This is a genomic window from Bradyrhizobium sp. Ken51 (assembly GCF_055807435.1).
The window spans coordinates 1-24,394 of the sequence record NZ_JBVVPB010000022.1 but is presented as its reverse complement, the minus strand read 5'-3'; the positions used below and the strand labels follow the sequence as shown (position 1 = coordinate 24,394).

Here is a 24,394-nt window from a genome sequence, read left to right as displayed (position 1 = left end):
CCAAAGCGCGCCCGACCTGCAGAATGCCCTTGCAACGCCGGCGAAGGAAATCACCTCTCGCCATCAATTCGATAGACGATCGTTATTGCCGCCGCGCCGCGTGAATCCGCAGCGAGGAACGTCACCAGAGGCACATGCAGAGATTTCCGTTGGCTGCCTGGGAGCAATCCAGATCAAGGGTGGCAGCACGCCGCCTCCTCGACCATGACGCCGCTCCTACGGTGGATTTCGCGCGCCACGATCAAGCCGTTTTTGCATCCCCAGGTCTGGTGTGGTGGCACAGCTATTCGCCGGGCCCGCCGCTCGATCTGAGCTGATCCGACGAGTTAGGTCGTCTTTTGGCCCCAACCGAGACCTTCAGTTCACTCTGACGAATATCCGTTTAAATGACATTTTCCGCGAAGCTTCGAATACAAGCGTCGCGACCGGCCAGGTCGCATCTGCGCGGCTTGCGCGATGCACGCATTCACAAGCCTGTCACCGTTCGTTCCACGTATCGGCGCGAGTGGGATGTCTCACTCAACTCTCCTTTGGCTCGTCCTCGTTTTTCAGCGCGGGCGACCATCGGACTCTCTGCAGGCGGGACTGGTGGCATTCCCCGTTACTACATCACGCGGCGAGACGGCGCTAACGATGGTCTATCGAATCTATGACGAGAGGTGATTTCCTTCGCCAGCGTTGCAAGGTCATTCTCCAAAGCATCGTCCTACCGACGGTCAGTGCCGCCATCGAGACGGGATTGAGAAGCCAGGAGGCTCAATATGCAACGCGACGAGATAAATGCCGCCGCAACAATTTATAAGGAGGCCGCCTATTTTGATGTGCCGTGGGAAGATGCCTACGGGTACGCACAGGCGATCAAGGTTGGTGACACCATCCATGTCTCCGGTCAGCTCAGCCACGACGAGAAGGGGAATCTAATCGCGCCTGCTTCTCTCGATGAATCCGGCAAACCGGCCGAGTTTTCGATGATGGAACAGCAGATGCGGGCGACGTACGCCAATGCCGCCAAGCTTTTGGCGCGCTTCGGGGCGACGTTGGACAATGTCGTCGAGGAGACGCTGTATGTCCTCGACGTCGGTGCCGCATTCGCCGTTGCGGGCAGGGTGCGCAAGGAGGCCTACGGCACGGCACGACCTCAGTGCGCCAGCAACCTGATAGGTGTGCTGAGACTGGCCTCTCCTGAACAGCTCATCGAGATCACCTTTACCGCTAGGCTGTCGGAACAGAAGCGAAGCCACCATGATAACTCCCCGATGTCCCGAGTTAACGAAGCATGACACAAGGACCTGAAACGGCGATGCCCGACATCCTGATCGAGCCGAAGGACTGCACCTTGGTGCTGGTCGATCAGCAAGCCGGGCTTGCTTTCGGCGTCGGGTCGATCGATCGCCAGACGCTTTTGAACAACGTGATCGCTCTAGCGCGCACTGCCACCGTTTTCGGCATGCCGATCGTGGCTTCCACGTCCGCCACAAAGGTCTACAGCGGTCCTCTGATGCCAGCAATCCACACTGCGATTCCTGAAGTAGTCGCGATCGAGCGCCGCAACATGAACATGTGGGAGGACCACGCTGCGCGCGCTGCTATCGTGGCGACGGGACGACGGAAGCTGATCTTTTCGGGGCTGTTGACGGAAGCGTGTGTGACTTTTCCGGTGCTCTCCGCTCGCGCGGAGGGGTATGAGGTGCACGTCGTCGGTGACGCTTGCGGCGGGCTCACTCCGGTCAGTCACGATCTGTCGATGCGACGGATGGAAGCGGCGGGCGCGAAGCCGACGTCGTGGATCCAGGTCCTTCTGGAACTCCAGCGCGACTGGACCCGGCACGAGACCTATGACGGAGCGCGAGCTATCGTGGAGGCTCACGGCGGCGGATACGGTATCGGTTTGGCCTATGCACGGGATATGATCAAGCCTACGTAAGAAATGCGCCGATTATCCATCGGCCCGCGCCACGAGCCTGGGCTGCCGCCCACGCCCCGCGAGAGAGCGCGCGTGAATTAATCTTGATCCCCGAAGCCGCAAATCAGCGCAACCAGCAAGCGACCCCTTCTGGCCAGATCAACCGCTTGGCTGCCTCGATCTTCAAGTCGGAAAGAAGCTTCTTGTGAGCCACACTGTTGGTGTCCTTGAAGGCGGCCGCGAAAGGACTGGCCGTGAGCGGCACAGCAGTTGTCGATTGGTTTCGGTAGCTAGCCGTCCACTTGGCCGAGTAACCGCTGGGCTGGAGCTCGCGAAAAAGCTCGCTAGGGCGGCTGAGCGTTCCGGCGGAGACCCTGAGCGGGTCTCGAAAGTTGCAATGCGGATACCAACCCTTCGGCTAATTGGGGAGGGCTGCTGCCGCGAAGCAATCGGCATGTGCACCCGCTTAATTCGCCGCGGTAATGGGCACGGAACGTCGGAACGTTGTTCGGGTAATCGGGGGATCTGTTGATATGAGCGCTAGGGTCGACGTCCAGCGAGCCGCTCACACGACCGAGACTGTTTCGGAAATCTAGCGTGAATATTCCGTTCGCTTGGTTGGCTTTGCTGGAATTCCTCAATCGGTCCCCAACATGGTACCCGCTAGTCTTGCCCAAGCGGGCCCACCGCGCTCACGCTGCCCGCGGGCCCCATAGCTTCAGCCGACTTGGTCGATATTGCCGGCTCTGGATTTGTCTTGGTCGCGACCGCGCTGCTTACGAAGCGCCCCCGCACCGGTTTGGGCGTCAGCTCGACCACCGCTGCCTTGTTGCCCGGCTGATCAAGCATACGGGTCGTGACCAGCCCGGTGAGTCGCAACTCCTCCTGCGACAGTTCATGCAGATCTTCCCAGGGCGGCACGTTCAGCGACAGCGACAACAAATCACCCGCGCCGCCCATGTCGAAAGTGTATTTCGCGAGACGACCGATATCGCGTTCCACGATCATCAGATCATCAGCGCTGTAGGTCGCGGCTTTGGCATCATTGGCGCGGTCACCGATCCAGATCTGATGCACCCGAACATGGGCGGTCTCGGGCACGAAACGCGTCTTGCCCGAGAGCAGCAGGAACACGCACATCGATTCGCAATAAGCCATGGGAGCCTTGTCGGAAGGAGCGCCCTGTGCAGTGTTGGTCTGAACGCTGACGCCAACGGTGGTCAGCGCCCCCAGATCGCGCCAGCGCCGCCCGAGCGCGATCGCTTCATTGACCGCACCGCCGCTGGAATCCAGCACGATGGTCGCGCCGTCAAGCTGTCGACCTAGCGCGAATTCGTCGAAAACCCTCGGAGTATCGGCGGTCACGATGCCGACCGCGCTGACCCAACCTTGGCAATTCGGCTGGCAAGCAATCCAGCTAAACTTCATCGGCAATTTGCGCAATTCGAGGGTGACCCCGGCGCCCGCCGAACCAGCCGGCATCGTCGCCGGGCCGAGCAATACGATGCAAATGGCGGCGACGCCGTGCCGCATCCAGCCTCGAGTTGCCACCCAACTATCACGGGCAGAGGTTACAATACATGTCGCCAGATTAATCGAGAGCGAGACGGCAAACAGGATACCCCATGGGACGAACATGTTAGAACCTTGGGCCGGGTTATCGAGCCGGGTTTGCCGCGTCGCAGGGGCGTATGTACACCGGCGGCGGCTGATGCTGCCCCGGCAGCGGTACGGCTTCAGAATCTACTAGCCAGGCCTGATGGTTGGTGCGCCGTTTAAGGCCGGGGCCGCGCATGTAGTGCAGCCCGGGCCGGTAACAGTCGCGCACGTCCATGAACAGATTGTGAACGACCTCGGCGATGTCGGAGGCTGACTTAGCCGTCTTGAGGACAAAACCAAACAACGCGGAGTCATCTATGATTGTCATGGGTGAACTCTTGGCCATCGTCTTGCGGTTCGATAAATCGGTGCGGCTGTAGCCCAAGCGTAGTCACAAGGAGATTGCCAACACCATTGCACAGAAGGTTGATCCGTGTGGTACTTCGGCTGAGAAGAGCATACCTAAGTGTAGGAGATGCGCTGCACGTCCTACCTCGGCCGAGCGAAATCGGTCGATCAGCCGGATGACGCTGTTGAAGTCGGATGATTAATCAGAGGCCCGCGCGCCGCATAGAGTCATGAGTTAGCGATCGCTGCAGCTTGGCGGGCCGTGGACTGATGCTTGATGTACGTGAGCTTGCCACAACCGAGTTAACGCAAGGCCTTGAAAGCCTGCGCAATCGCGTAGCGACGGACCCATTCTGCGCTCCGTTTGCTCGGGCTAGCTGGCCGGGAGATGCAGGTTTGCAATGCAAATACTTCGCTTCGTGTCGACGACATTGGCTTCAATCATCGTGGGCTGGCCGTTGTGGCGCCCGCTATCGGCCCGGCATACAACACCGAATGCGACCAGATAGGTTGATCGAGATAATTGATCCCGACGGAATATACCCATTGCCTTCGACCAGCGGGACGTCACCAGGTCGAACCCTGTTGAGTAAGCCCCTCGCGCGCATCTTCAAGATGAGCGGCTGATGGGAATGTCGCAGCTGCCCGGCAGCTGCCTTTACACAGTAGGGGCAGGCGGCTTTCGAACCTCGGTGTCGCAGTGTCAGGCGACCTGCTCGATCACGAGTCCCCTTCCGTTGAACGAGCTCGCGGCGCCGGTGCCGCGCCAGCTCAGCAAGACTCTCGGTGGAGGTAGTAAAATGTCGATCGAGACGAAAACCTTGCTCCTTTCCCACCAAGGGTTCGGTGTCGACGATGGCGGGCACTTTGCGTTGGAGGTTGACGGTGGGAATTGACAGCGGTGTTGCTCGCCCCTGCTCGTGTCGACTTCGATAGGAGCCCATACGACGACTTTGGCTGATTGGGCGTCGTGTGGGACTAGAAGAACTCATCGCGCTCACCTTCGGGATTGCGGACTGTTGGCACGCAAGCGCAAACACGCGGCGAGTCGTGGGGCAGGTGGTTCAGGCATCCTGCGCGACACTGCCTGCGCCCTCCTCACTGGCGCGGGGTGGCGCTATCGATTTCATTCCGTCTGTATGAGGCCTGCAGCATTTAGTCTAGATTAGTGAGCTGCTCGAAGGTCCGCGGCTTTCCGAGCGGGCCTTCCGAATACGCGCCGCTGGCATCAGACGGCAGCGCTTGGGACGTGCGGTGTCGACGCGTCGCGCCGATCGTACCGCACCGTCGGAGTCCGCATTGCGACGATCTCCTCACCTACCGTCGGGTGCACGGCCATAACTGACGCGAAGTTTTTCATGGTAACTCCGCTGCGGATCGCTATCGCGAGCACCTGGATCATCTCGCTGGCCTCTTCGGCGACGATATGGACCCCGAGGACCCGGTCTGTTGCGCAATCCACAACGACCTTCAGAAGCGCGGTCTCGCAATCGCCCGTCACGGCGGCCTTCAGTGGCCGAAAGCGAACCTTGTAGACGTCGACGGCAGGGTACTGCGCCCTCGCTTCCAGCTCCGTCAGGCCAACGGAGCCGATCTCCGGGCTGGAGAAGACCGCGGTCGGCACGTTGGAATAGTCGACCTGCCACGCTTTCTTGCCGAACAGGCTGTCGGCGAACGCGTGGCCCTCGCGAATCGCGACGGGCGTCAGGTTGAACTGGTTCGACACGTCACCCACAGCGTAGATGCTCGGAATATTCGTGCGGGAGCTCGCGTCGACAATGATAGCGCCGTCTGCCCCAGTCTTGACCCCGGCGCGGTCGAGCCCGAGCACGGTCGTGTTCGGCGTGCGGCCGATGGCGAGCAGCACCTGGTCGGCCATCAACCTTCCGCCCTGTTCAGTCGTAACGTCGATCCTTCCTGCATGGTCGCCGTCGCGGACGTCCCCGTTCCGCCGTTCGAGGCGGCGGATGCTGTCGCTAAACATCAGCTTAATGCCACGGTTCGTGTAGGACCCAGCGACCGCCTGGCGCACGTCCTCGTCAAAGCCGCGCAAGACATTGCTTCCGCGGCAGACGACAGTGACGTCGCTTCCCAGCGCAGCAAACAGGCTAGCGAACTCCATTGCGATGTATCCGGCGCCGCCGATCACAAGTTTCCTCGGGAATGTCTTCAAGTCGAAAACGGCATCTGAGGTGATGCCGAGCTCGATGCCGTCGAAGCGAGGCAATTCGGGCCGTGCGCCTGTCGCTATCAGGATCGTGCGTGCCCGTACGCGACGGCCGTTTTTGAGGAGGCGCACCGAATTTGCGTCCTCGAGCACGGCGCGAGACCTCACCACCTCGACGCCTGCACTTTCCTGACCGGTGCCGTAGAGCCCTTCCAGGCGTGTGATCTCGCGGTCCTTAGCGGCGATCAATGACGGCCAGTCGAAATGTGGGACCGACAAGCGCCAGCCGACTCCTGCGGCCTCCTCGAACGTGCCGCTGAAACGGCTCGCGTAGACGAACAGTTTTTTCGGTACGCAGCCGCGGATGACACACGTTCCTCCCAGCCGGTACTCCTCCGCGAGCATTACTCTCGCGCCATGTCCCGCCGCGACGCGCGCAGCGCGGATCCCTCCTGACCCACCACCAATCACGAACAAATCGACATCGAACTCCGCTTCCCGAGAAGGCTCTGAAACCTCGGCGGCCTGTCTCGACACGCCTGGGGACTCCTGAAATGCTTCTGTATCGCTCAACTCAGGCATTCAATCTTCTGTGCGGGACCGGAATGCTCTCATGTCCGCGCAGGCGCATTGCTGACGCTTGTTTCAAGAAGCTGCTACTTCAACGTAGCAAGATAGGCAACCAGGTCTGCCCGGTCCCTCGATTCCTTCAGCCCCGCGTAGGGCATCCTGTTTCCGGGAACCACCTTCTGTGGCGATTCCAGATATGCATCGAGGATCTTTGCCTCCCAAACGATGCCGGAATTCTTGATGGCGTCACTGTAGCTGAAGCCGGGAACCGTGCCTGCCGTTCTGCCTATGATTCCTTCCAGGCCCGGCCCGATGCGATTATCATGATCCGTGGCATGGCACGCAGCGCAGGCTTTGAAGATCGCTTTGCCGTGCTCGGCGTCCTGTGCGTAGCCGGGATTCGCTGTTGCTCCCGCAAGTACGAGCACCGCAATAAACGCGCCGATCTTTCCTGCGCTTTCCATTGGCAACATCCTTCCTTGGATCGGGTTCAGAAGTAGCACGGCAGCGCAATGTAGTTGTCGCCTGCCTCGGTGATAGGCGGCGATTCTTGCTACAGCGGACGAAATTGGAAATTCCATTTGGATATGCATTCGATAGGCGCGAGATATCGTCGCCCAAGAGCGCTATGCGCGCCGGCGTCCGGCGAGTGTGGTACTGCACTCGGGATGTCGGGCGGTGTAGAGGACATGAAAGAGCACTTCGCGATGACTCAATGTCGGGTCGCAACGCCAGGACAACACCATGCGTCGCGCCGCGATCCGTGCCCCGGCCGGATAGCTCTTGCGGCGTCCTGTGGAGCGGGTGACGCGGCTCCTAGTCCGTGACTGCGAGCGCGCCGTCGTCCCGGGGCATTTCAAGCCGGCTCGTTGTACGTGTCGTCCGAGCACCCTAAGCTTTCGTATCATCGCAACGCCCTGTTTGGACTTCCTGAGCTCAACCTGTGCTCAATTGATCCGTTAGCGGCGATCCTCTTAGTGTTGGAGCATCCGACTTGCACACAGGCTAAGGGGAAGACAATGCCTTACCGCTTCGAGCGTCTTGGGTCTGACAAGGGCAGGCAATGCGCCGTCTGTGAGGGCGACTTTGGTCTCGTCCGGCATTGTTCATGGCGAACGCCGCTTTGCTCTAAGAAGTGCATCGATCGCTTCAAGGCACACCGCAAGAGTGACCACAATGGATTCCTGATCGCTTTCGATCAAACGCCCGAAGACCGCACGAGCGCGTCATGAGGAATCAGATTTCGCGACGAGGCAAGGAATGCTTGAAGGCAGCGCAGACTTTGCTGCGCACTGCCGAAACCATCACCGACCAAGCGGTTGCGATTCAGCTTAAGGCGCTTGCCGACTACTACGAGCGGCGAGCCGAGAAGGCTTCGCTCGACGATGCAGCCAAGGCACTAGCTCGATCCGCAGACCGCTGAATGCGACGGGCATACATGAGCTGATGGGCAGCTTCTCCAGCGGCGATCGCGCCCACGGGATCGCAGTCGAGCCGAAAGCCGAGCGTGGGGCCACGCGAACAGCACATCGCGCAACAACACCTTGGAGGGATGCCACGTTTTCCACCGCGAGCTAGCTGCGGCAAACGATCATCTTCGTCACGGGTGCGGCGACATACCGACGTCTGCACACAATGAGCCGGGGGAAGATCGCCCGGCGATGCGGCGGACTCCACGTTAGACGGATGGTAACGCCGCTTGCGCGTTATCGTGCCCCTGCTTTCCCAGCGATCGCACGGATCGACGCCGACGGCAGAGCAGGCGCGTATGCTCGCGAGCGCGCCAACTTGAGACCGAACTAACAACCGCTTCGTTGCAACAGCGGTCCCGTCGCCGGGCTTTTATACCCTCGTTACGACGGGCACGAGGCTTCGAAGCCGGGGTCAACGAACGACCGCTGCATGCGTCGTCCCGGCCGAGTGCTACGCGAATCCTGGGCCCCGGGGCTGCCCTGCCCCTTTTGGAGGGCGGGTCTTGCACGCCGCGAGCCTCGATCTTTAGGCGCTTCGAGTGTGTATCAAGCGTTATTTGATGGGAGTGGTGAGCGCTTTGTCATTGGTATCGAGGACGAAAACAGCGAGCAGCTTCGCCGGCTCGGTCGTGCTCGCGTTGCGGCTGATCGAATGGGTCACACCGGGCGGTTCGGACCAGCTCTCACCTGCCCGATAGATACGCATCTCGCCATCGTTCACCTTCGACTCAATCGCGCCCGAAACCACATAGGCGTAGATCAACGCTGAGCTCGCGTGGGTGTGGGGCGCGGAGGCTGCGTTGGGTGCGTAGTCGACTTCCAAGTCGATCAGCGACTTGCCAGGTATGTTAGGAATTGCAGCCTCGAAGTTCTTCGTGATGGTTTGCGCTTCGGCATCATGGACGTACATGAGGCCGGCCATCAAGATGGCGAGGGCGGCGCAGTCGGCGGCGATGATGGTTCGGATCTTCATGGGCTTTCTCGCTTTGGGTTTCGGTCGCTTTCGTTAACGCCATCATCTAGGTCCTGGGGGTTTCACATCGTACTTAGGATAGTAGCTATTCCTGATTTCGTCCTGACTTCGAGGAGGGCAAAGACATGGGCTGGAGATAGCAACGGGGTGATCGAAGCTGTTTCGATTTTGACAACGTGATCAACAGGATATTCTTGGCCATTCGTCACGCGAACTGGGTTGGCGAAAGACTTGTCATGGTCAGGCGGCAGTATCAACACACGGCCCTTGAATTGATAACCGCGCCTCTGGAAAGATGTCGACCACGTTAATTTCGATGGCGGGATTGCATTTCAAGGTTCAGCATGGTCCGGGGATGCGATATCGGAGAAGTAGAGAACGCCGTCTGTGACGGTCAGAGACGCCTTCGGCAAAAGATTGGGCGTTCCGCCCTCGTTGGCTGTCGCAACGAACGACAGTATCGCCTGCTTGGTGATCGTCTCCACGTCGGCGATGATTTCAATCATAGATATCCTCGCTTCGATCTTCGGGAACCCTCCCTAGCGCGCGGTCCGCGCAGTACCGCCGCGGCGCGTGGAGCGCCGGCCGGCCAAAGGGGAGGGCGCCAACAATCCATTTGGGAGAGGGGAATCCTTCGCCTTTTCTGTTTCCTCACGGACGAACTCGGATGATGGTTTTCCCGCTGGTCCGCTTGGTCGAATTCAAAACGGCGACGGCGTCCTCGATGGTCGCGATGTTGCCGATGTTTGTACGCAGTCGTCCGTCCCGCACCCGCCGGACGATCTCACCCAGTTGGCGGCGATCGGACACGAGGACAAAATCGATCGCCAGGCCGTCGACGGGCCGCGCCTCGGTCGGCCCGGCGATGGTTACCAGCGTTCCTCCGGCTTGAATCAGGTCCACGGAGCGCTTCCCGATGTCGCCGCCGATGACATCGAAAACCAGATTGACCCTGCCGACGTCTTCGAGGACGTCGTTCTGGAGATCCACGAACTCCTGCGCGCCGAAGTCGAGCGCCTTCTGGCGGTCGGCAGCGCGTCCGGTGCCGATGACGTAGGCGCCGGCCTCACGTGCGAGCTGCGCCACCATCGAACCGACTGCGCCGGCCGCGCCGTGCACGAGGACGCTCTGCCCCGCCCCAAGGCGGCCGTGCACGAATAACCCCTGCCACGCGGTGAGGCCCGGCATCGCTACGGCCGCACCCACCGTGAAATCGACGTCGCCCGGAAGCGGCGCGAGGTTGCGTGCCTCCACGGCCACATACTCCGCCAGGGTCCCTCCGCGATACGAGTCCGACAGACCGAACACCCGTTGTCCCACCGACAGCCCGGTCGTGCCATAGCCGAGAGCGGTGACGACACCCGCCAGCTCCTGGCCGGGAATTGTCGGCGTCCGGTCACGGTCGAGGCGATCGGTCCAGGTCGAAGGCCATGTCAGCTCACCGGAGGTGAATCCCGACGCATGGACCTGAACGATGACCTCGTTTATCGCCGCGTACGGCTCGGGCTGCTGCATCAGTCTCATCCCGGCCGTTCCCGCAGCCTGGTCAGTCACAACGATCGCCTGCATGATAATTTCTCTCCGATCATTTGTCTCTTTACTGGATGTGCTCCGGCGAGAACTTGAGCTCGCGCTCGGCGGTCCGGTTCGCCGCTACACCGGGGCGCGGCGGATTGCTGCTCGATTGTGGCCCATCCCACTACGCAGCCTTCTTCACCGATCGTGGCGGCAAGGCCAGCGACCATTCTCATGAGAGCGTTCGCTGTTTGACGAACCGGTCGCGTTCGAGCTGTCGCAGGTGCTGCTTCCCGTCGTATCGGTATACGGATTGCGTGCGCCGACGACAGTGAACAGAGTTGCGACGGCGGCAAGTCCGCCGTATCCGAGCGTGATCTGCGGTAGCGAGAACGTGTTCGAAAGTTGGGCGGAGACAAGGCTAGGGAAGGCGGCACCGCCGTAGCAGATAAGGTAGATCGCGCTGAAGATCGGCGCCCGTTCGGCTGGCGTGCTGCCATGCAGCAAGCCGCGGGCGGCGGCGCTAATGGCGATTCCCTGGCCGGCTCCGGCGACGATGGTTGCGATGATGAACAAAACCAGTGTGCTGGCGGTGACCGCCGTGCAGAGGCCGATCATTCCGGCCAGAAAACTGATCATACCGACGCGTTGGGCTTGCGCGGATGTGAACCGGCCCCCCATGGGAGCGCCAAGAACGCTGAGTGTCATATAGCCGGCGAACACCAGTCCGAGTATGAGGGGGCTGCGGGTATGGAGTTGATCTTCGACTAGCGCGGGCACAAATGCTTGGTAGAAGCCCGCAGTTGCCCATGTGGCCAGGAACACCGCCGCCGCAACAGGGAGCAGGTGCCTGACCCGAGCGGGTACGCTGACCCGCGGTAACAGTGATCGCCAAGCGCCTGGCGTCGGAGTTGCTGTTTCGGGGCTGATGGCAATGAGTGCGGCAGACAATAACAGGAAGCCGATGCAAACTAGGTATATGAGGTCGCGTGGCCAGGGACCGAACTGGACCAAGGCACCGGAGGCGATGACGCCGACAGTAAGGTCGAGCATCGGTCCCTGGCTGGAGGCGACGGACGCCAACCATTCCGGTCTACTGGGTGCGGCGTCGACGATGTAGGATGTCAGGCTGCTGCTGGCCGACCCGGTACCGAGACCCACGAGGAGCCGACCGAGCAGCAGGGTAGCGATGTCGTGCACATTCAGCAAAAGCACACAGCCCAGTAGTACCAGGCTCAGGCTAAAGATCGCAGTGAACCGGCGGCCCAGATGATTGGACAGTCGTCCCAGCGCCAAGAGTGCGGCGATGGTGCCGATGGCGTAGGCGACGACAGCGATCGAGATGCCGACATTCGTGAAGCCGTCCTCCGCCCGGTAGATGTTGTAAAGGGGAATCGGAGCGGCCGCCGCGGCAAACGAGACCACTAGCGAGACGACTGCGGATACGAATGCGAGCCGGAGCGTGCCGCCCCGGTGAGCCTGGTTGATCACTGGTGTCAGATGTTGCAGCGAGCCGTGCATCCGTTGTCTCCCGGAGATTCGGGCGCGCAGGTCCAAACTCTCCAATTAGGTATTTTCACCAACCGGCTTTAATCGTCGACGCCAGGCCGACGAGCGGCTGCATGGGTGAGAGCTGCCGTGCCGCGCATATATCCGTCGGCCTTTCGAACTAGCGTCCCTCGAATATTGTCGATCAGGTAGCGCAATCGTCGATCTCCGGCGCGGCGCATGATAAATCTCCGAGCCCCCGAGGGCACGTGCTTGCCGTCGTGACCTGTGCCACACAATTGAACGGTCCAGCACGATCCGGGCAATATCGCCAGCAACGAACACATGTCGCGCCTTGGTCTTCACCATTAGACAGACCGTGAGATCGCGCTCGAGTCGAGTGGCGATTTCGGTGTGATCAGTGATGGTTCCCTCTTACTCGCGATGAATACGGCCTCTGCGTCGTACGGGGGCATTATCGCGCTGATCTTACCGGAGTGAAATCGCTTGAGCAGCGGCGCGACAATGCCTTCGGGTTCAGTAGGGAGCGAATAGGAGCCGGACATCACGGATCCCTGCTTCGTGTTGACTGAAATGGTAGCCCTGGCGTTATTCGATTAATCCGCGGCGGTGAGTTGTTATTGGTCGCAGCGCGGGACGAAAGTTTCCAATATCCGATACGAATAGTTTTCATACCCGCGGGGAATTGTGCTGCGACAGTCCTCTCTTCCATTCATAACCGAGGTACGTTGCGCAGCCGGCGACCGCGTCACGGCGCGCGGCGAGCGGCAATAACGATCGTCTAGCGATTCGACAAGTGAATGGTGATCTCTTTCGGAGCCTGTACTTGGCTTCCAACGCTGGAGGAAACCAGCACACGCGTCGCACACATGACCGCAGTGTTGATCCACTTTCAACGACCGCTCGGATAAATCAATCGACATCGAGGCAAATCCATCCTGAATGACCGGTTCGTCAGGGTCGATCGCAACGGACCGGGGAGGCCGACTCGTAGCTTTGGACCGTGGGTTCGGAGGACGGTTTTTCCCGGAGGAACAATGGCTGGAAGGCTTAAACCACTCGACGTAGAGCGCCAAAAAAAGCCCGGCAAATATGCCGACGGCGAAGGCCTGTGCTTGATCGTCACCGGACCAACATCGAAGAGCTGGTCATATCGGTATTGGAAAGATGGCAAGGAGCGCTGGCACGGTCTTGGCTCCTTTAAGAAGGTGTCTCGCTCAACGGTGCGCGGCTCGCCCGTGATGCGGCGCGGTTGCGCGTGAAAGGCGATCGCAACATTGCCGGCGTCACATTGTACGAGAGAGGCAAAAGGCATGCGAAGAGGCGAAAGCTGTCGACGCCAAGGTGGTGTTATCGACGTTCGAGGAACGCGCGGAAGCCTACATCCGGGTGAACTGGTGGACCTGGAGCGAGAAGCATCGCGATCAGTGCCGTCTTCCCTAAGCGCTACGCCTATCCTACCATCGGCAGGCTCACGGTCCCGGAGATCAAGCCGAGTCACATCCACGATCTGCTGAAGCCGATTTGGGTGGAGAAGCTCGAGACCGCGAACCGTGTCCGCGGTCGGATCGAAACGATCATCGCAAAGAACGTCAATATCGACGATGCAGACTTCCGCAAACCCGCGTGAGAAGCTGCCAAGGCGACCCAAGAGGGTCGTCCGTCCGTCATCATCCAGCCCTGCCGTACATCGAGGCACCGGCGTTCATGAAGCAACTTGCCGGTGCGTCCGGGACGGTAGCCGCCATGTTGCGCTTCCTCATCTTCACCGCTTGCCGCACGAACGAGGCGGTCGAAGGACATTGGTCTGAGATCGATCGCTCGGGCTCGACCTGGAAAATCCCCGGCGAGCGTATGAAGATGGACCAGGACCACCACGTTCCCTTGACGGATCCCGCATTGGCGGTCCTCGAAGAGATGCGAGATGGCAATCAGGGTGAACTGATCTTCACCAATCCCGACGGCGGTGCATTCTCCGAAAACGCCATGCTCGCGGTACTTGAGCGCCTTGGCTACGGACACGTAACGGTGCACGGTTTCCGGTCGACCTTCGCCTCCGCAACCTGGGCTGAGGAATGCGCGGACTCTCCGGACGGCGTACGCGAGGCCGCGCTGGCGCACAAGTACAAGAGCGAAACCACCGCAACCTATCAGCAAGGCCAGAAGTTGGCAAAGCGCCGCGCGTTGATGAAGGATTGGGCCGTATTCCTGGGCGGCGCCAATGTGAGCCGATTGTACGAGCAGAGAACAGGGGTCCGTGGCAACCCACAGGACACTAAGGCTTGAAAGCGTTGGTTGCGCACAGTCTCGATTACGTCCGGTCTGCCCCAAAAAGCGGACTCAGCAACGCGCTGGGCAAATGGCTCGCTAGGGGCCAAGAGGCGACGTAACGGGTCCGGGTCAGCTCGGAGCGAGTGGCGGGTCGGGGACTTGGCTTCACCAGACCTGAGTGTGCAAGAACAGCTTGCGAACTCGATTGGTCCAAGGGCGGCAACGGGAGTCTCTGCAGATGCGGCTGGTGGCATTCCTCGCTGCGGCACACGCGGCGCGCGGCGATAACGATCGTCTATCGTCTCTATGGCGAGAGGTGATTTCCCTCGCCGGCGTTCCACGGTCATTCTCCAAAGCATCGTCGTACCGAAACTTTCAGTGTCGCCACCGAGACGCGATGCCAGATTGAGAAGCCAGGAGGCTCGATATGCAATGTGGGGTGATGGCTGAGTTGGTCCCAGGTTGACGTGGGCGATCCTTTGAAGACGACGTCGACCGACTACAAGACCGACTGCCCGTCATGCCACCTCCCGGCTGACGCCTCGGATTGAATCTACGTCCGGGGATGCACCAACATAGGAGAACTATATGGCTCGCCCGCGTCTCATTTGTATCGCGCTCGTGCTGCTTCTCGTCGGGGCTCTCCCAGTAGACGCGCCAGCTTCGGACCTCGTAGGTCATGTCTACCTGCAGACCAATGAGACCCAGAACCGCATTATGCACTTCGGTCGCAATGAGGATGGGCAACTCGAATTACGCAATAGTATCCCTACTGGGGGCGCTGGCTCGGGCGTCTTCAAGCCGATCAGCGGTCAGGAGAGCGCGCCCAACGCATTCGAGGGCGCTGGTAGTGTGATCCTAGCCGAATCCAACACCCTGCTGTTCACGACGAACGGCGGCGACAACAGTGTGACGAGCTTCCGAGTGAGTCCAGACGGCAATCTGACTATGATCGATCGGCAATCGACGGGCGAACCTGTAACCGCGCGCTCCGGAACGGCCAAGTCGCTCGTCTATCGCCGCCAAAGCCGAACACTATATGTACTCCATGCCTTCGGCCCCAACCACCTCCGCTCCTACACTGTCGCTAAGAACGGCAAGCTTAAGCTGCGCCCGGAGCGTCATTCGGTAAACACCGCGAAAAAGACCGATCGGGTGTCGACACAAGCGGTTCTGTCGCCCGACGGCCGCTTCCTGCTGGTCGACATCCTCTTCGACGCTCGTCCAGCGGCCAATCCGGACGGGTCACCAAATCTGGTCGTGGCGAACGCCTCCGACCCAGACGGGCTCGTGATATTCCCGGTGCGCGACGACGGCACGCTCGGCGAGGCTTCGTTTGCCGATGCCGGCGGCGGGGGGCCATTCTACGTAGCCTTTCTCAAGCGGAGTCGTGATACCTTCCTGAACGGTGTCGCGGTAGGGGACGGCGTGCTAGTGAGCCGCATTGATGGTGAGGGTCGGGTGACCAATGGTCCGTTGACCCCGATCGACACCTCGCTCGGGAAGCCGTCTGAGCTTTGCTGGCTGCAGGTAACCTCCGACAACTCGCTCGTGCTTGCGACCAATTTCGGCTACGGAACGGTCTCGACCTACCGGCTCGTAGAAGGCCGATTGAGCCTTCTGCAGGACCCGGCCAACAACGCGATACCGGGTGACGGTACCTTCCGCGCCGTGAACGGGCTCGTCAGCAGCGGACCCAGCGACAGCTGGCTGACTCCCGACGATCAGTACTTTTACCAGATCTTTGGAAATGCCTCGACGCTTGTCAGCTACCGCCTCGACAAGACGAGCGGCCGACTGACGGAGATTGGTCGAAATCCGATTCCTTACAACAGTCCCCAGGGTCTCGCGGGATTCTAGGCGTCTACCGGCGGAGCGCGCTTCGACCAGGCAAGATCCACCTCGCCGCCTCATTCGGTCCAGCGCCGTGGCTCAATTTGAACGTAGGTAATGCGCCGGCCATCCAAAGGGCCAGGGAATGATACGAAGGCTTAGGGAGCGCTGCCCTAAAGCCGACCACTTCCAGCGGGTCAAAGGCAGCCCTCGCGCAGCTTGCAGGACGTTGGTCGGCTAACCTTCCGGAAGCGGCCGTCTCGCCGTTCTGAGCTGAGGTCAGTAACGGGCCAGACTCGGTCCTGCAGGGCTGTCCTTGCTGCAGTCCGGTCTTCACTCAGAAGCTGTTGTTCGGTCCGGTCAAGGAGCCGCGCCGTCCCGTCATTTTCGAGAGGCGAGCTTCGAGGCAGAGAAAAGGTCAAGGCTTCGCTTTGAGAAGGGCGAAGCGCTGACTATCTCTTGGTAGCAGATGGTTGGCGCGATGGCACGTGTCGGCTGTTCGCCCGAAGGCGAAGATCGCAATCGTGTCCGGCACGTCGGCAGTCGGGGCCAGAGCGGACATCGAGAAGACGCGGGCAAAATCGACGCGAATGACCCAACTCCGACTCCGCCGAACGATCGCGTTGATTTAAGCGACGCGATCCTTGTCGGACTGTTCCTCGACTGCCGTCACGGTTTCTTCGAATCCCTTTTCGTAATTGCCCGCAAACCTTTCGATGCTGTCGGCCCACATCCTCAGAATTGAGACCTGAAAATGCATAATTGGCTTCAAGGCAATCATACCGATTTCTGTCGCTGCGGTTGTGCGCTTTTGGGCGTCGCGCGCGAAACGGCCTGAGTTAGAGATGTTGTCTGCCATGGCTGCTTGCTCCTTCTGCTCGGGTGATTAAGCCCAAAGCGACCTGCCAGGTTGTGCACTACGTGATGCTAACCCCTCGGCTAAAGCCTGATCTGCGGCGAGTCTCGCATGTCGGTCGTCATGCAGTTCGTCCAGCTTTTTCAGGTAAGCGACCGCTGCTATTTGCAAGAGATCGAAATCATATTCGCCAGCATCGCGAAGATTGGTGACGTAGCGAAAGAGGGCGGAACGCCTGTTATCGTTCTCACTAATACCACTATGGAGCAGCAAGTAGTTCCGCCAGGCGAACGCACATGCGCCTTCTATGGCTTGAGAAGTCATGGGCACCTCCCGAAGGTCAGAGAAAGACTGATGAGCCGTTTCGTTCCGCGAATTTCACCGATGTAATGCTGTTCCGTAGGTGCGCCGCAAGGCGGTGTTTCGCGAAGAGCTCAGTGCCGTGGCAGTGGCGGTGTGCACGTCATCGTGCGCTCTGTTGCGCCTAAAGCCGGCGAATCTCCTTGACGATTTTTTACCGCAAATGACAAGGTCAAAGAACCTACCGCTCGCGCGGCGTTAACGTTGCAATGCGATGGCTTCCGGATTGATCACGAAGTCAGCCCCACGGCTTGAACGAAAGGAGAGGACACGCAACTTTGGGCGAAGCGGGGGATTTACGCCGCCGATCTTTCCCTTGTTCCACAGACGTGCTTCGAGACGTTCTCATTGATTCTTGACATCGATCATGATGACTTCCTCGTTAATGAGGTTGGCCATTCTCAAGCCGATGACCTTCCGAACCTGCGTTGGCTTTCAGACGATTGGAGACGTAGCGCCTAAACGCGCCCGCGCGGTAATCCGGATTGGATCAGCAAACACCCTTCGGAATTATTTCTGGTATTGGCCCTTTTCGTCCGCGCTAGACGCTTGGCTCGACGTCGGCTCTCGGGGCAATCCGGACGTCGGGCGCTGGTTGAAATCGACATTTCATGACCCGGAGCGGAACTCAGAGCCGAATTGGATTGACGCCAATGGGCGCTACAGATCAGGTGTTAGACCAGTCGTCCGGCCTACGTGCTTCGCCCTCGCGACCCTTGTGTTGTGGAATTCCTGAGCATGAACTTGCCCCGGGAATTCTGAGCGACAGGGCTCGATCAGCGGTCCTCTAACATCGGCGCAGCTCGTCGCCTCAAGCCGATTCGCGGCCTTGTCCATCTCCCGGATGGTCTCGCGGATCACCGCGAAGGCTGACCGATCTTGCCGTGAATTTCGTGACGGGACATCTAAATATGACCAGTGCCCTCGAACGCCTCCCGACTTAAGGTCAACGAGCAGATCACCGGCCGGGATTTTCGGCCGCTGAGTTTCGCTCGAATTCAAATCAGGCTGCTCGCTTCATGGTCTCGGTCATGTGTGTTGCGGCGTCATCCACCGCCTTCACCGAAACGTCGGCAATCCGGCGAGTGCTCTGTAGCGTACGCTCCAAACTTTCCCGCAGCAAATCAGTCTGCATCGCTGCAAAGTCGTGAGGCGTTCGGCACTGCCAAAGTTCGCTCATTCCTTTCATACTCCTCTCGATCTGATATCGCGCAAGCTCAAGGCACTCTCGAGAAGCATCGTTAAGACCTTTGCTCATTGCTGTGGCCGAATAGAGGATGCTCTCAGCGTTCCGGGCAGATCTCTTGGTCGCATCCTGAGCTTCGTCTCCCGACACACCAAGGGCTCTGCCCATGTGATCTGCTGAACGCCCCAGCATCGCCGTCATCATGTCCAGGCCAAAGCGCCACGTGTTCCGGAACATCTCTGCATTCTGCAGTACAAGATTAGCGCCTGTCTTCACTACTTGCTCGTTTGTCTCAGCCGCGGCCAATCCGATGCGCCGGGTCTGCTCAGCTGCTCTCTCGGCAGCACGAGAGGCTTTATCCTCTGGGTTATAGGGAGCCCTGTCCTCGTGGCGTTCGTGGGCCATGTCCTTCTCCATTTCTCATGGGCATTTTCGGGACTGCTTTGCGTCTCCCTAATCAGAGCTGCATCCTAAGCAAAAAAACGTGGTCAGTTTACGTCCGTTCCGGAAGGAATGAGATTTCGCGTGCGGCTCGACCGAGCTTGGAACACCAATGGCCCCGTGGAGCTGGTTACAGTGCGATGGACCGATTGCCTCAAGTGGATAGGGGCGCTGCGTACCACAGTCAGGCGAACTGACGTTTCGCACCTAGGCTCGAATCGGGCGCGTGGTGCTGACCAACCACGAGCAGAGCGCCATAGACGCCAGTTTCAGACGCTGCGGGGGACGAGCTTTGTGGTCAACGGCGCACGGCAGACGGTTGCTGACCGGTCCGCCGAAATGAAATGGATCAACGGCTGGTCGAGGGCCCCAACCTTCGAAGGGGAGTTCTCCAACGTGACGCGCAGCTACGCCGAAGAGCGTGGTGCGATATGCTTGCTAACATCGCGACTTCAGCTGTTGGCCCGTGGCTGCCCTTCGCTCAGAAAACTGAGGGGGTCAGCTTTCGGAAGGCGAGCCGAACAGCGCGATTCGGCTTGGCCGAGGCAGCCTTTGACCCATGGCCGACATCGCGGTGTTGAGCTATATTGGAGCAGGAGCCAACGTCACTTCGCGATCATCTGATGAGTCAGCAAGAAAGTGGCAGGTCGGCGCTAGTGCGCCCGAGGTGTACCAATCGTAATACTGGCAGGACCCTGTTCCTCGAAACCGGGCGACCGCGCGATCGACGTTGCGTAGGAGGGCGGAGGTAAGCCTCGTCTCCATCCGTTATTCTAGGGAGGCATCAACAGCGGGAGCCAACATCATGCGGGCATTGGAGCTGTATGTTTCTCACTATTACTGTCGGCAGTTCCTGCGACTGCAGCAGATCAAAATCTCAAGGAGGAAATTGGGAAGATAGCTTCAGCATACGAGCAGCACTTCGACAAACAAGATGCTGCCGGATTACATCACTTATACGAAGAACTACCTGCGTGTTACTCAGAATGGAATTGAGCTCGATAATACCAAGTTTTACGAGGACGGTTTCAAAGCTGGACCTTAATCGCCTCGAGCTGAAGGTAATCGAAGTTCAGCCATTGTCAGAAAACATGGCTCTATCACCGAACAACAGCTTCTGAGTGAAGCCGGGCTGCAGCAAGCACAGCCCTGCAGGACCTAGTCTGGCCCTAAGCCGAAGAGCGGTTCAGCCGTGATGTCCGCTGTCGCTGGTACAGGGGCAGAGCAGGTCCGCTCTGCTCAGCCAATTCAGACGTCGACCTGCCCTGCTATTGCGAGTGCATCGTCGACTTCAATTCCCAGGTACCGGACGGTGTTCTCGATTTTGGTGTGCGCCCGGCGTGGGAGCACGCCGAACCTGTTTCCGCTTGAAGCCCTTGAACGCGCTGGCCCTTGGGCTTGCGATGATCGAGGCGAGTTTCGCCAGGAATTTGCCTGGCGCGCGACGATGCGGCGACCGCTCTCGACGTGATGGCGCGCCTGCGAAACTGTTCGACGGTCATTGGATGCATTCCCAGTGGCCGGGGAGCGCAAGCGGCGTGCTCGCCGGATGGACGCCAAAGTCCAAACGGGTGACGCTCCCATTCTCCGATCTCGCGCTCTTGGGCGCGGGTATATTCGTTCCATCCCTTGAAGATTGCCCGGGAACATCTACTTGACATCCATGCACCATCCAGACGGATGGTAAAATGGATGTTTAGCTATGGCCGATAATGTGCGCGAGTTGCGACCCAAGGTCCCCGACACCGAGAAGATCACGATCAACCTAGGCCATGTCGACCTCGGTCATGTCGATCTTATGGTGCAGGAAGGGTTCTATTCGAACCGGACCGATTTCATCCGGACAGCAATCCGGAACCAGCTCGAGCGACACGTAGAGGTCGTCAGACAGTCCACGGCCCGGAAGAACCTGGACCTCGGGCTGCGCAACTACACTCGCGAGGATCTCGAAGCGGCGCGGCGCGCCGGCGAAATGCTGCAGATTAATGTTCTGGGCTTAGCCACCATCGCCCAGGACGTCACTCCCGAGTTGGCTCGCGCCACAATCGCGTCGGTCTCGGTGCTGGGGGCCCTTCACGCCACTCCCGCGGTCAAGGCCGCTCTCGCCGACAGAACGAGGTGAACAATGCTGAATCAAGACATAGTCCGCGAAGCAACACGCCTCACGCGTGCCGGCCAACTGGTCGAGGCCACCGCGCTCCTGCAGCGCATGCTCCAGGGCGGTAGCGCTCCAAGACCGGAGTCTCGCAGCGCCGCTCAGGTTCGGCTCCCGCGGCTCGATCCGCTTACCATCGATGCCACGGCCGACGTCGTCGAGGAGCGCGAAGCTCCGCAGATTGCGACGGCGCGCTCTGCTCAGGGACGCAGACGCTCCTTACCGCTCGACGGCATGCGGGATTTTTCCGGGCTCGGCCTGCGAAGTCCGATCACGCGCGCTCCTCTGTCGCCATCGGACATCGTGCCCGAAAACACACGATTTATCGCCGGTACCTTCAGTAACGCCGCGGGAAGCCGGACCTATAAGCTGTTCATCCCAAGCCGCTGCCGGGGACAACGGCTTCCCCTGATCGTCATGCTTCACGGCTGCACCCAGTCGCCGGACGATTTCGCGGCCGGCACCCGGATGAACTTCCTGGCGGAAGAGCAGAATTGCTTCGTGGTCTATCCTGAGCAGCCGAGCGGAGCCAACCATTCGAAGTGCTGGAACTGGTTTCGTGCGGGCGATCAACGCCGCGGCGGGGGCGAGCCCTCGATGATCGCCGGCATTACCCGCCAGATCATGCGCGACCATGCGATTGATCCGAAGCGCGTATACGTCGCGGGTCTGTCGGCCGGCGGGGCCGCCGCCGCCATCATGGGCGCAACGTATAGCGACCTGTACGCGGCCGTCGGTATTCATTCAGGTCTCGCATGTGGAGCCGCGAGCGATCTTCCCTCCGCGTTCGTAGCCATGCGGCAGGGAGGCGGCTCCAAGGCAATTGCGGACGGCAAAACTTCTGTGCCGACCATCGTTTTCCATGGCGGTCGCGACACTACGGTGCACCCAAAGAATGGCGATCAGATTATCGAGCAGTCCGCCAGGGCAACGAGGCCAACGACGAAGGTACTTCGCGGACGCGTACCCCACGGCCATGCCTACACTCGCACCGTCCTGATCGATGGGGCCGGTCGGGCGATCTCCGAACATTGGACCATCGATGGCGCCGGACACGCGTGGTCAGGCGGCAGCCCCGCCGGGTCCTACACTGATCCGCAAGGGCCGGATGCGACGAGGGAAATGCTGCGCTTCTTCCTCGAGCATTCGCTCCGTGGGTAGGTTGTCCTCGAGCACGTCGCCGAGCGTCCGGACCGCTTGGCGGCGCCGAAGCCGGCCTCTATCCGCCAGCGCTGGGCGCGACGCGCGAGAAACAGGTCGCATAGATCAACGGGACTTTGGGATAATCCGCTCGGCGACGTTCGGTATGTGCCATCCGTCGATGTCTCCGGGCGGCTTGACGTCCGTGATGAGAACGTCGGCGATAAAGCGGTTCTTCGGAGAGCGCAACGCGCGGAGGCCTGATCGTTCTCAGACTGACGCCGTTGAGCATAGGTCTGGAAGATCGCCAGCTAGACGTTTGTTGGTTGGAGTTGCTACCTAAAATCATCCTCGACAGCGCAGACCGTCCGATTAATCTCAGTTCATGCGGGACTCCAACAATGCACAGGGCTTGGAACGCCACGTCACAAAGCCTGTTGTCCTTTCAGAAATGATTATTGTGGTCGCCCCCCATTTTCTTGGAGTGTCAGATGAGCAAACGCAAGCCGGCGACAGCGCCGAAGCGCGCCCGGAATCCGAAAATGGCCGCGCGGGCCCAACAGAACAAGCAGGCCATTGTTCGAAGCCCGAAACAGGATTTACTTCGCTCTGTTGCGGCAGTCTCGATTGAACCGCCCCTTGGGCTTTATGATGACTCTAAACACGAGGTTCCTTTCATTGAGCCTCGGGTGGATGCCTTACCGGATGACCTCAGTCCGAGAATCACGGATAGCGATCCAACGAAAGGCGTTGCTTTAGCGACGGCAAACATGCAGGCGTATCAATCGAAGCTTCTTGAGATAGCCGCGGCCAACGCGCAATTTGCTTTTGAATTCGGCCTCAGACTTGCGACGATCAAGTCACCGACTGAATTTTTTGACGTCATTACGGAGTTTACAAACAGACGGCTCGATATGGTCGGGCTGCATTCGAAAGAACTGGCGGCTTATCCGTTCTGGCGCATCGACCCGCCCCAAGAGCTCACCGCTCTGTCGGGACGATAACTGCGCCGTATCCGCTGCGGCAAAGGATGGAAGCGACCGCGGATCACGCACGCGCGGTTGCTTGCTTTCGGCTGGGCAGCGCGGCTCACAACGAGGGAGCCGAATCAGCATCGGCCTTAAGCGGCCTCGGTGCCGCCAATCCGAGGTACCCGCCATGGCGCATATAGGTTGACACCATGTCCACAACAGAAGCCGTGCTGATGATCGTTTTGGCAGGACTTGTCGTTTTGATCCTCGGCAACATCGCGTTTCAGGTGGCAGCGGAGCGAAAGAATCCCCCGATCGGCGTCTTTACCGAGTGCGACGGAGTGCGCCTTCACTATATTGAACGGGGCGATACCGCCGCCCCTTGCGTGGTCCTGTTTCACGGGAACGGCACCATGATTCAGGATCTCATCCTAAGCGGTTTGGTCGACCGCCTGGCCCAAGACTATCGCGTCGTTTGCTTCGACCGGCCAGGATTTGGCTACAGCGACCGTCCGCGCACGCGCATCTGGACGGCCACAACGCAAGCTTCCTTGTTCGCGAAGGCTCTTGATCAGCTTGGAGTGCGCAATCCCGTGGTGCTCGGCCACTCCTGGGGAACGCTGGTGGCAATCGCGCTGGCGCTGCGAAGCGGTTATGCCGTGAGTGGGCTCGTGCTTGTGTCCGGCTACTATTTTCCAACCTTTCGGATGGATTTTTGGCTCATGTCAGGTCCGGCACTGCCGCTACTCGGGGATCTGATGCGCTACACTATCTCGCCGATCATATCGTGGGCTATTACGCCGAAGCTGATGCGCACGCTGTTCGCGCCGCGTGCCATTCCGCCGAAATTCAAGAATGAATTTCCGTTCTCGTTGGCTCTCCGGCCCAAGCAGTTGAGGGCGGCCGCCGAGGAGAGCGCGTTCCTTATTCCAGCTGCCGCGCAGTTGCAGCCCCAGTATCAGGGCATCCGGTCTCCCGTTAGGATCCTGCATGGAAAGGGTGACCGGCTCATCGAGGCCGACCAGTCGCGCCGCCTGCACGAGGTGTTGCCCAGCTCGGTGCTGCATCTGGTCGAGGATGCCGGTCACATGGTTACCTATGCAGATGCTGCGGGAATAGCGGATG

Annotated in this window: 22 protein-coding genes and 1 pseudogene; 12 read left to right on the top strand and 11 right to left on the bottom strand. The window is 59.8% G+C overall.

What is annotated here, in order from left to right; translation table 11 throughout:
* Positions 1-761 precede the first annotated feature (761 nt).
* Together AC0L27_RS29450 and AC0L27_RS29445 are read left to right on the top strand one after the other, a co-directional pair.
* Positions 762-1,280 (top strand): Rid family hydrolase, encoded by a 519-nt coding sequence (locus AC0L27_RS29450; RefSeq protein WP_473321242.1) that lies wholly within the window; start codon positions 762-764, stop codon positions 1,278-1,280.
* A gap of 20 nt (positions 1,281-1,300) precedes the next feature.
* A complete protein-coding gene (locus AC0L27_RS29445) occupies positions 1,301-1,924 on the top strand; it encodes a hydrolase (RefSeq protein WP_346771005.1) in 624 nt (207 codons plus the stop codon).
* Positions 1,925-2,566: 642 nt separating this feature from the next.
* Here AC0L27_RS29445 and AC0L27_RS29440 read toward each other — a convergent pair.
* The 4 genes from AC0L27_RS29440 to AC0L27_RS29425 form a co-directional block, all read right to left on the bottom strand.
* On the bottom strand, positions 2,567-3,436 hold the full coding sequence (locus tag AC0L27_RS29440; RefSeq protein WP_473321240.1) for a COG3904 family protein: 870 nt from the start codon (positions 3,434-3,436) through the stop codon (positions 2,567-2,569).
* A 124-nt stretch (positions 3,437-3,560) separates the two neighbouring features.
* Complete coding sequence (locus tag AC0L27_RS29435; protein WP_473321238.1) at positions 3,561-3,887, bottom strand: hypothetical protein; 327 nt, start codon at positions 3,885-3,887, stop codon at positions 3,561-3,563.
* A gap of 1,191 nt (positions 3,888-5,078) precedes the next feature.
* Positions 5,079-6,599 carry a glutathione-disulfide reductase gene (gene gorA / locus AC0L27_RS29430; RefSeq protein ID WP_473321235.1) on the bottom strand — a complete coding sequence of 507 codons (1,521 nt, stop codon included), beginning with the start codon at positions 6,597-6,599 and terminating at the stop codon, positions 5,079-5,081.
* A gap of 74 nt (positions 6,600-6,673) precedes the next feature.
* Entirely contained in the window at positions 6,674-7,051 is a 378-nt protein-coding gene (locus tag AC0L27_RS29425) for a c-type cytochrome (protein WP_049824144.1), read from the bottom strand.
* An 800-nt stretch (positions 7,052-7,851) separates the two neighbouring features.
* Between AC0L27_RS29425 and AC0L27_RS29420 the strand changes: the two genes are divergently transcribed.
* Positions 7,852-8,010 carry a hypothetical protein gene (locus AC0L27_RS29420; protein WP_247334835.1) on the top strand — a complete coding sequence of 53 codons (159 nt, stop codon included), beginning with the start codon at positions 7,852-7,854 and terminating at the stop codon, positions 8,008-8,010.
* 602 nt (positions 8,011-8,612) lie between these two features.
* On the opposite strand, the gene AC0L27_RS29415 is transcribed toward AC0L27_RS29420, so the two are convergent.
* From AC0L27_RS29415 to AC0L27_RS29400, 4 genes are all read right to left on the bottom strand, one after another.
* On the bottom strand, positions 8,613-9,032 hold the full coding sequence (locus AC0L27_RS29415) for a cupin domain-containing protein (RefSeq protein WP_473321229.1): 420 nt from the start codon (positions 9,030-9,032) through the stop codon (positions 8,613-8,615).
* Between the two features lie 332 nt (positions 9,033-9,364).
* Complete coding sequence (locus AC0L27_RS29410) at positions 9,365-9,538, bottom strand: hypothetical protein (protein ID WP_473321228.1); 174 nt, start codon at positions 9,536-9,538, stop codon at positions 9,365-9,367.
* 145 nt (positions 9,539-9,683) lie between these two features.
* A complete protein-coding gene (locus AC0L27_RS29405) occupies positions 9,684-10,601 on the bottom strand; it encodes an NADP-dependent oxidoreductase (RefSeq protein ID WP_473321224.1) in 918 nt (305 codons plus the stop codon).
* A gap of 144 nt (positions 10,602-10,745) precedes the next feature.
* Positions 10,746-12,068, bottom strand: coding sequence for an MFS transporter (locus AC0L27_RS29400; protein ID WP_473321221.1), 1,323 nt, complete (start codon positions 12,066-12,068; stop codon positions 10,746-10,748).
* Positions 12,069-13,093: 1,025 nt separating this feature from the next.
* Between AC0L27_RS29400 and AC0L27_RS29395 the strand changes: the two genes are divergently transcribed.
* From AC0L27_RS29395 to AC0L27_RS29380, 4 genes are all read left to right on the top strand, one after another.
* A complete protein-coding gene (locus tag AC0L27_RS29395) occupies positions 13,094-13,318 on the top strand; it encodes an Arm DNA-binding domain-containing protein (RefSeq protein ID WP_473321219.1) in 225 nt (74 codons plus the stop codon).
* A gap of 155 nt (positions 13,319-13,473) precedes the next feature.
* The gene (locus AC0L27_RS29390; RefSeq protein ID WP_473321345.1) at positions 13,474-13,686 is read left to right on the top strand and encodes a phage integrase central domain-containing protein; all 213 of its coding nucleotides are present in this window, start codon (positions 13,474-13,476) and stop codon (positions 13,684-13,686) included.
* 77 nt (positions 13,687-13,763) lie between these two features.
* Positions 13,764-14,342 (top strand): tyrosine-type recombinase/integrase, encoded by a 579-nt coding sequence (locus AC0L27_RS29385; protein WP_473321217.1) that lies wholly within the window; start codon positions 13,764-13,766, stop codon positions 14,340-14,342.
* A gap of 573 nt (positions 14,343-14,915) precedes the next feature.
* A complete protein-coding gene (locus AC0L27_RS29380; RefSeq protein ID WP_473321215.1) occupies positions 14,916-16,187 on the top strand; it encodes a lactonase family protein in 1,272 nt (423 codons plus the stop codon).
* Between the two features lie 601 nt (positions 16,188-16,788).
* Here the strand turns inward: AC0L27_RS29380 and AC0L27_RS29375 are convergent.
* The 3 genes from AC0L27_RS29375 to AC0L27_RS29365 all read right to left on the bottom strand — a co-directional run bounded on the left by AC0L27_RS29375 (position 16,789) and on the right by AC0L27_RS29365 (position 18,967).
* The gene (locus tag AC0L27_RS29375; RefSeq protein WP_007595383.1) at positions 16,789-17,019 is read right to left on the bottom strand and encodes a hypothetical protein; all 231 of its coding nucleotides are present in this window, start codon (positions 17,017-17,019) and stop codon (positions 16,789-16,791) included.
* A 27-nt stretch (positions 17,020-17,046) separates the two neighbouring features.
* On the bottom strand, positions 17,047-17,340 hold the full coding sequence (locus AC0L27_RS29370; protein ID WP_083869852.1) for a hypothetical protein: 294 nt from the start codon (positions 17,338-17,340) through the stop codon (positions 17,047-17,049).
* 1,039 nt (positions 17,341-18,379) lie between these two features.
* Positions 18,380-18,967, bottom strand: coding sequence for a phasin family protein (locus AC0L27_RS29365; RefSeq protein ID WP_473321213.1), 588 nt, complete (start codon positions 18,965-18,967; stop codon positions 18,380-18,382).
* 303 nt (positions 18,968-19,270) lie between these two features.
* Between AC0L27_RS29365 and AC0L27_RS29360 the strand changes: the two are divergent.
* The 5 genes and pseudogenes from AC0L27_RS29360 to AC0L27_RS29340 all read left to right on the top strand — a co-directional run.
* A pseudogene (locus tag AC0L27_RS29360) lies at positions 19,271-19,445 on the top strand (autotransporter outer membrane beta-barrel domain-containing protein); the annotation flags it as partial.
* 1,260 nt (positions 19,446-20,705) lie between these two features.
* Complete coding sequence (locus AC0L27_RS29355; RefSeq protein WP_473321211.1) at positions 20,706-21,125, top strand: CopG family transcriptional regulator; 420 nt, start codon at positions 20,706-20,708, stop codon at positions 21,123-21,125.
* 3 nt (positions 21,126-21,128) lie between these two features.
* Positions 21,129-22,319, top strand: coding sequence for an extracellular catalytic domain type 1 short-chain-length polyhydroxyalkanoate depolymerase (locus AC0L27_RS29350; protein WP_473321209.1), 1,191 nt, complete (start codon positions 21,129-21,131; stop codon positions 22,317-22,319).
* Between the two features lie 470 nt (positions 22,320-22,789).
* Positions 22,790-23,302: a phasin family protein gene (locus AC0L27_RS29345; RefSeq protein ID WP_473321207.1), complete on the top strand. Its 513-nt coding sequence runs from the start codon at positions 22,790-22,792 to the stop codon at positions 23,300-23,302.
* A gap of 176 nt (positions 23,303-23,478) precedes the next feature.
* The coding region (locus AC0L27_RS29340; protein WP_473321206.1) for an alpha/beta fold hydrolase at positions 23,479-24,394 on the top strand (916 nt) is incomplete at its 3' end.

What these genes read in the sequence shown, in the direction of transcription:
- AC0L27_RS29400 (WP_473321221.1), bottom strand. Translation starts at nt 12,068, where the DNA reads ATGCACGGCTCGCTGCAACATCTGACACCAGTGATCAACCAGGCTCAC.
- AC0L27_RS29395 (WP_473321219.1), top strand. Translation starts at nt 13,094, where the DNA reads ATGGCTGGAAGGCTTAAACCACTCGACGTAGAGCGCCAAAAAAAGCCC.
- AC0L27_RS29350 (WP_473321209.1), top strand. Translation starts at nt 21,129, where the DNA reads ATGCTGAATCAAGACATAGTCCGCGAAGCAACACGCCTCACGCGTGCC.
- gorA (WP_473321235.1), bottom strand. Translation starts at nt 6,599, where the DNA reads ATGCCTGAGTTGAGCGATACAGAAGCATTTCAGGAGTCCCCAGGCGTG.
- AC0L27_RS29405 (WP_473321224.1), bottom strand. Translation starts at nt 10,601, where the DNA reads ATGCAGGCGATCGTTGTGACTGACCAGGCTGCGGGAACGGCCGGGATG.
- AC0L27_RS29380 (WP_473321215.1), top strand. Translation starts at nt 14,916, where the DNA reads ATGGCTCGCCCGCGTCTCATTTGTATCGCGCTCGTGCTGCTTCTCGTC.
- AC0L27_RS29440 (WP_473321240.1), bottom strand. Translation starts at nt 3,436, where the DNA reads ATGCGGCACGGCGTCGCCGCCATTTGCATCGTATTGCTCGGCCCGGCG.
- AC0L27_RS29410 (WP_473321228.1), bottom strand. Translation starts at nt 9,538, where the DNA reads ATGATTGAAATCATCGCCGACGTGGAGACGATCACCAAGCAGGCGATA.
- AC0L27_RS29370 (WP_083869852.1), bottom strand. Translation starts at nt 17,340, where the DNA reads ATGACTTCTCAAGCCATAGAAGGCGCATGTGCGTTCGCCTGGCGGAAC.
- AC0L27_RS29445 (WP_346771005.1), top strand. Translation starts at nt 1,301, where the DNA reads ATGCCCGACATCCTGATCGAGCCGAAGGACTGCACCTTGGTGCTGGTC.
- AC0L27_RS29355 (WP_473321211.1), top strand. Translation starts at nt 20,706, where the DNA reads ATGGCCGATAATGTGCGCGAGTTGCGACCCAAGGTCCCCGACACCGAG.
- AC0L27_RS29345 (WP_473321207.1), top strand. Translation starts at nt 22,790, where the DNA reads ATGAGCAAACGCAAGCCGGCGACAGCGCCGAAGCGCGCCCGGAATCCG.
- AC0L27_RS29365 (WP_473321213.1), bottom strand. Translation starts at nt 18,967, where the DNA reads ATGGCCCACGAACGCCACGAGGACAGGGCTCCCTATAACCCAGAGGAT.
- AC0L27_RS29450 (WP_473321242.1), top strand. Translation starts at nt 762, where the DNA reads ATGCAACGCGACGAGATAAATGCCGCCGCAACAATTTATAAGGAGGCC.
- AC0L27_RS29425 (WP_049824144.1), bottom strand. Translation starts at nt 7,051, where the DNA reads ATGGAAAGCGCAGGAAAGATCGGCGCGTTTATTGCGGTGCTCGTACTT.
- AC0L27_RS29385 (WP_473321217.1), top strand. Translation starts at nt 13,764, where the DNA reads ATGAAGCAACTTGCCGGTGCGTCCGGGACGGTAGCCGCCATGTTGCGC.
- AC0L27_RS29415 (WP_473321229.1), bottom strand. Translation starts at nt 9,032, where the DNA reads ATGAAGATCCGAACCATCATCGCCGCCGACTGCGCCGCCCTCGCCATC.
- AC0L27_RS29375 (WP_007595383.1), bottom strand. Translation starts at nt 17,019, where the DNA reads ATGGCAGACAACATCTCTAACTCAGGCCGTTTCGCGCGCGACGCCCAA.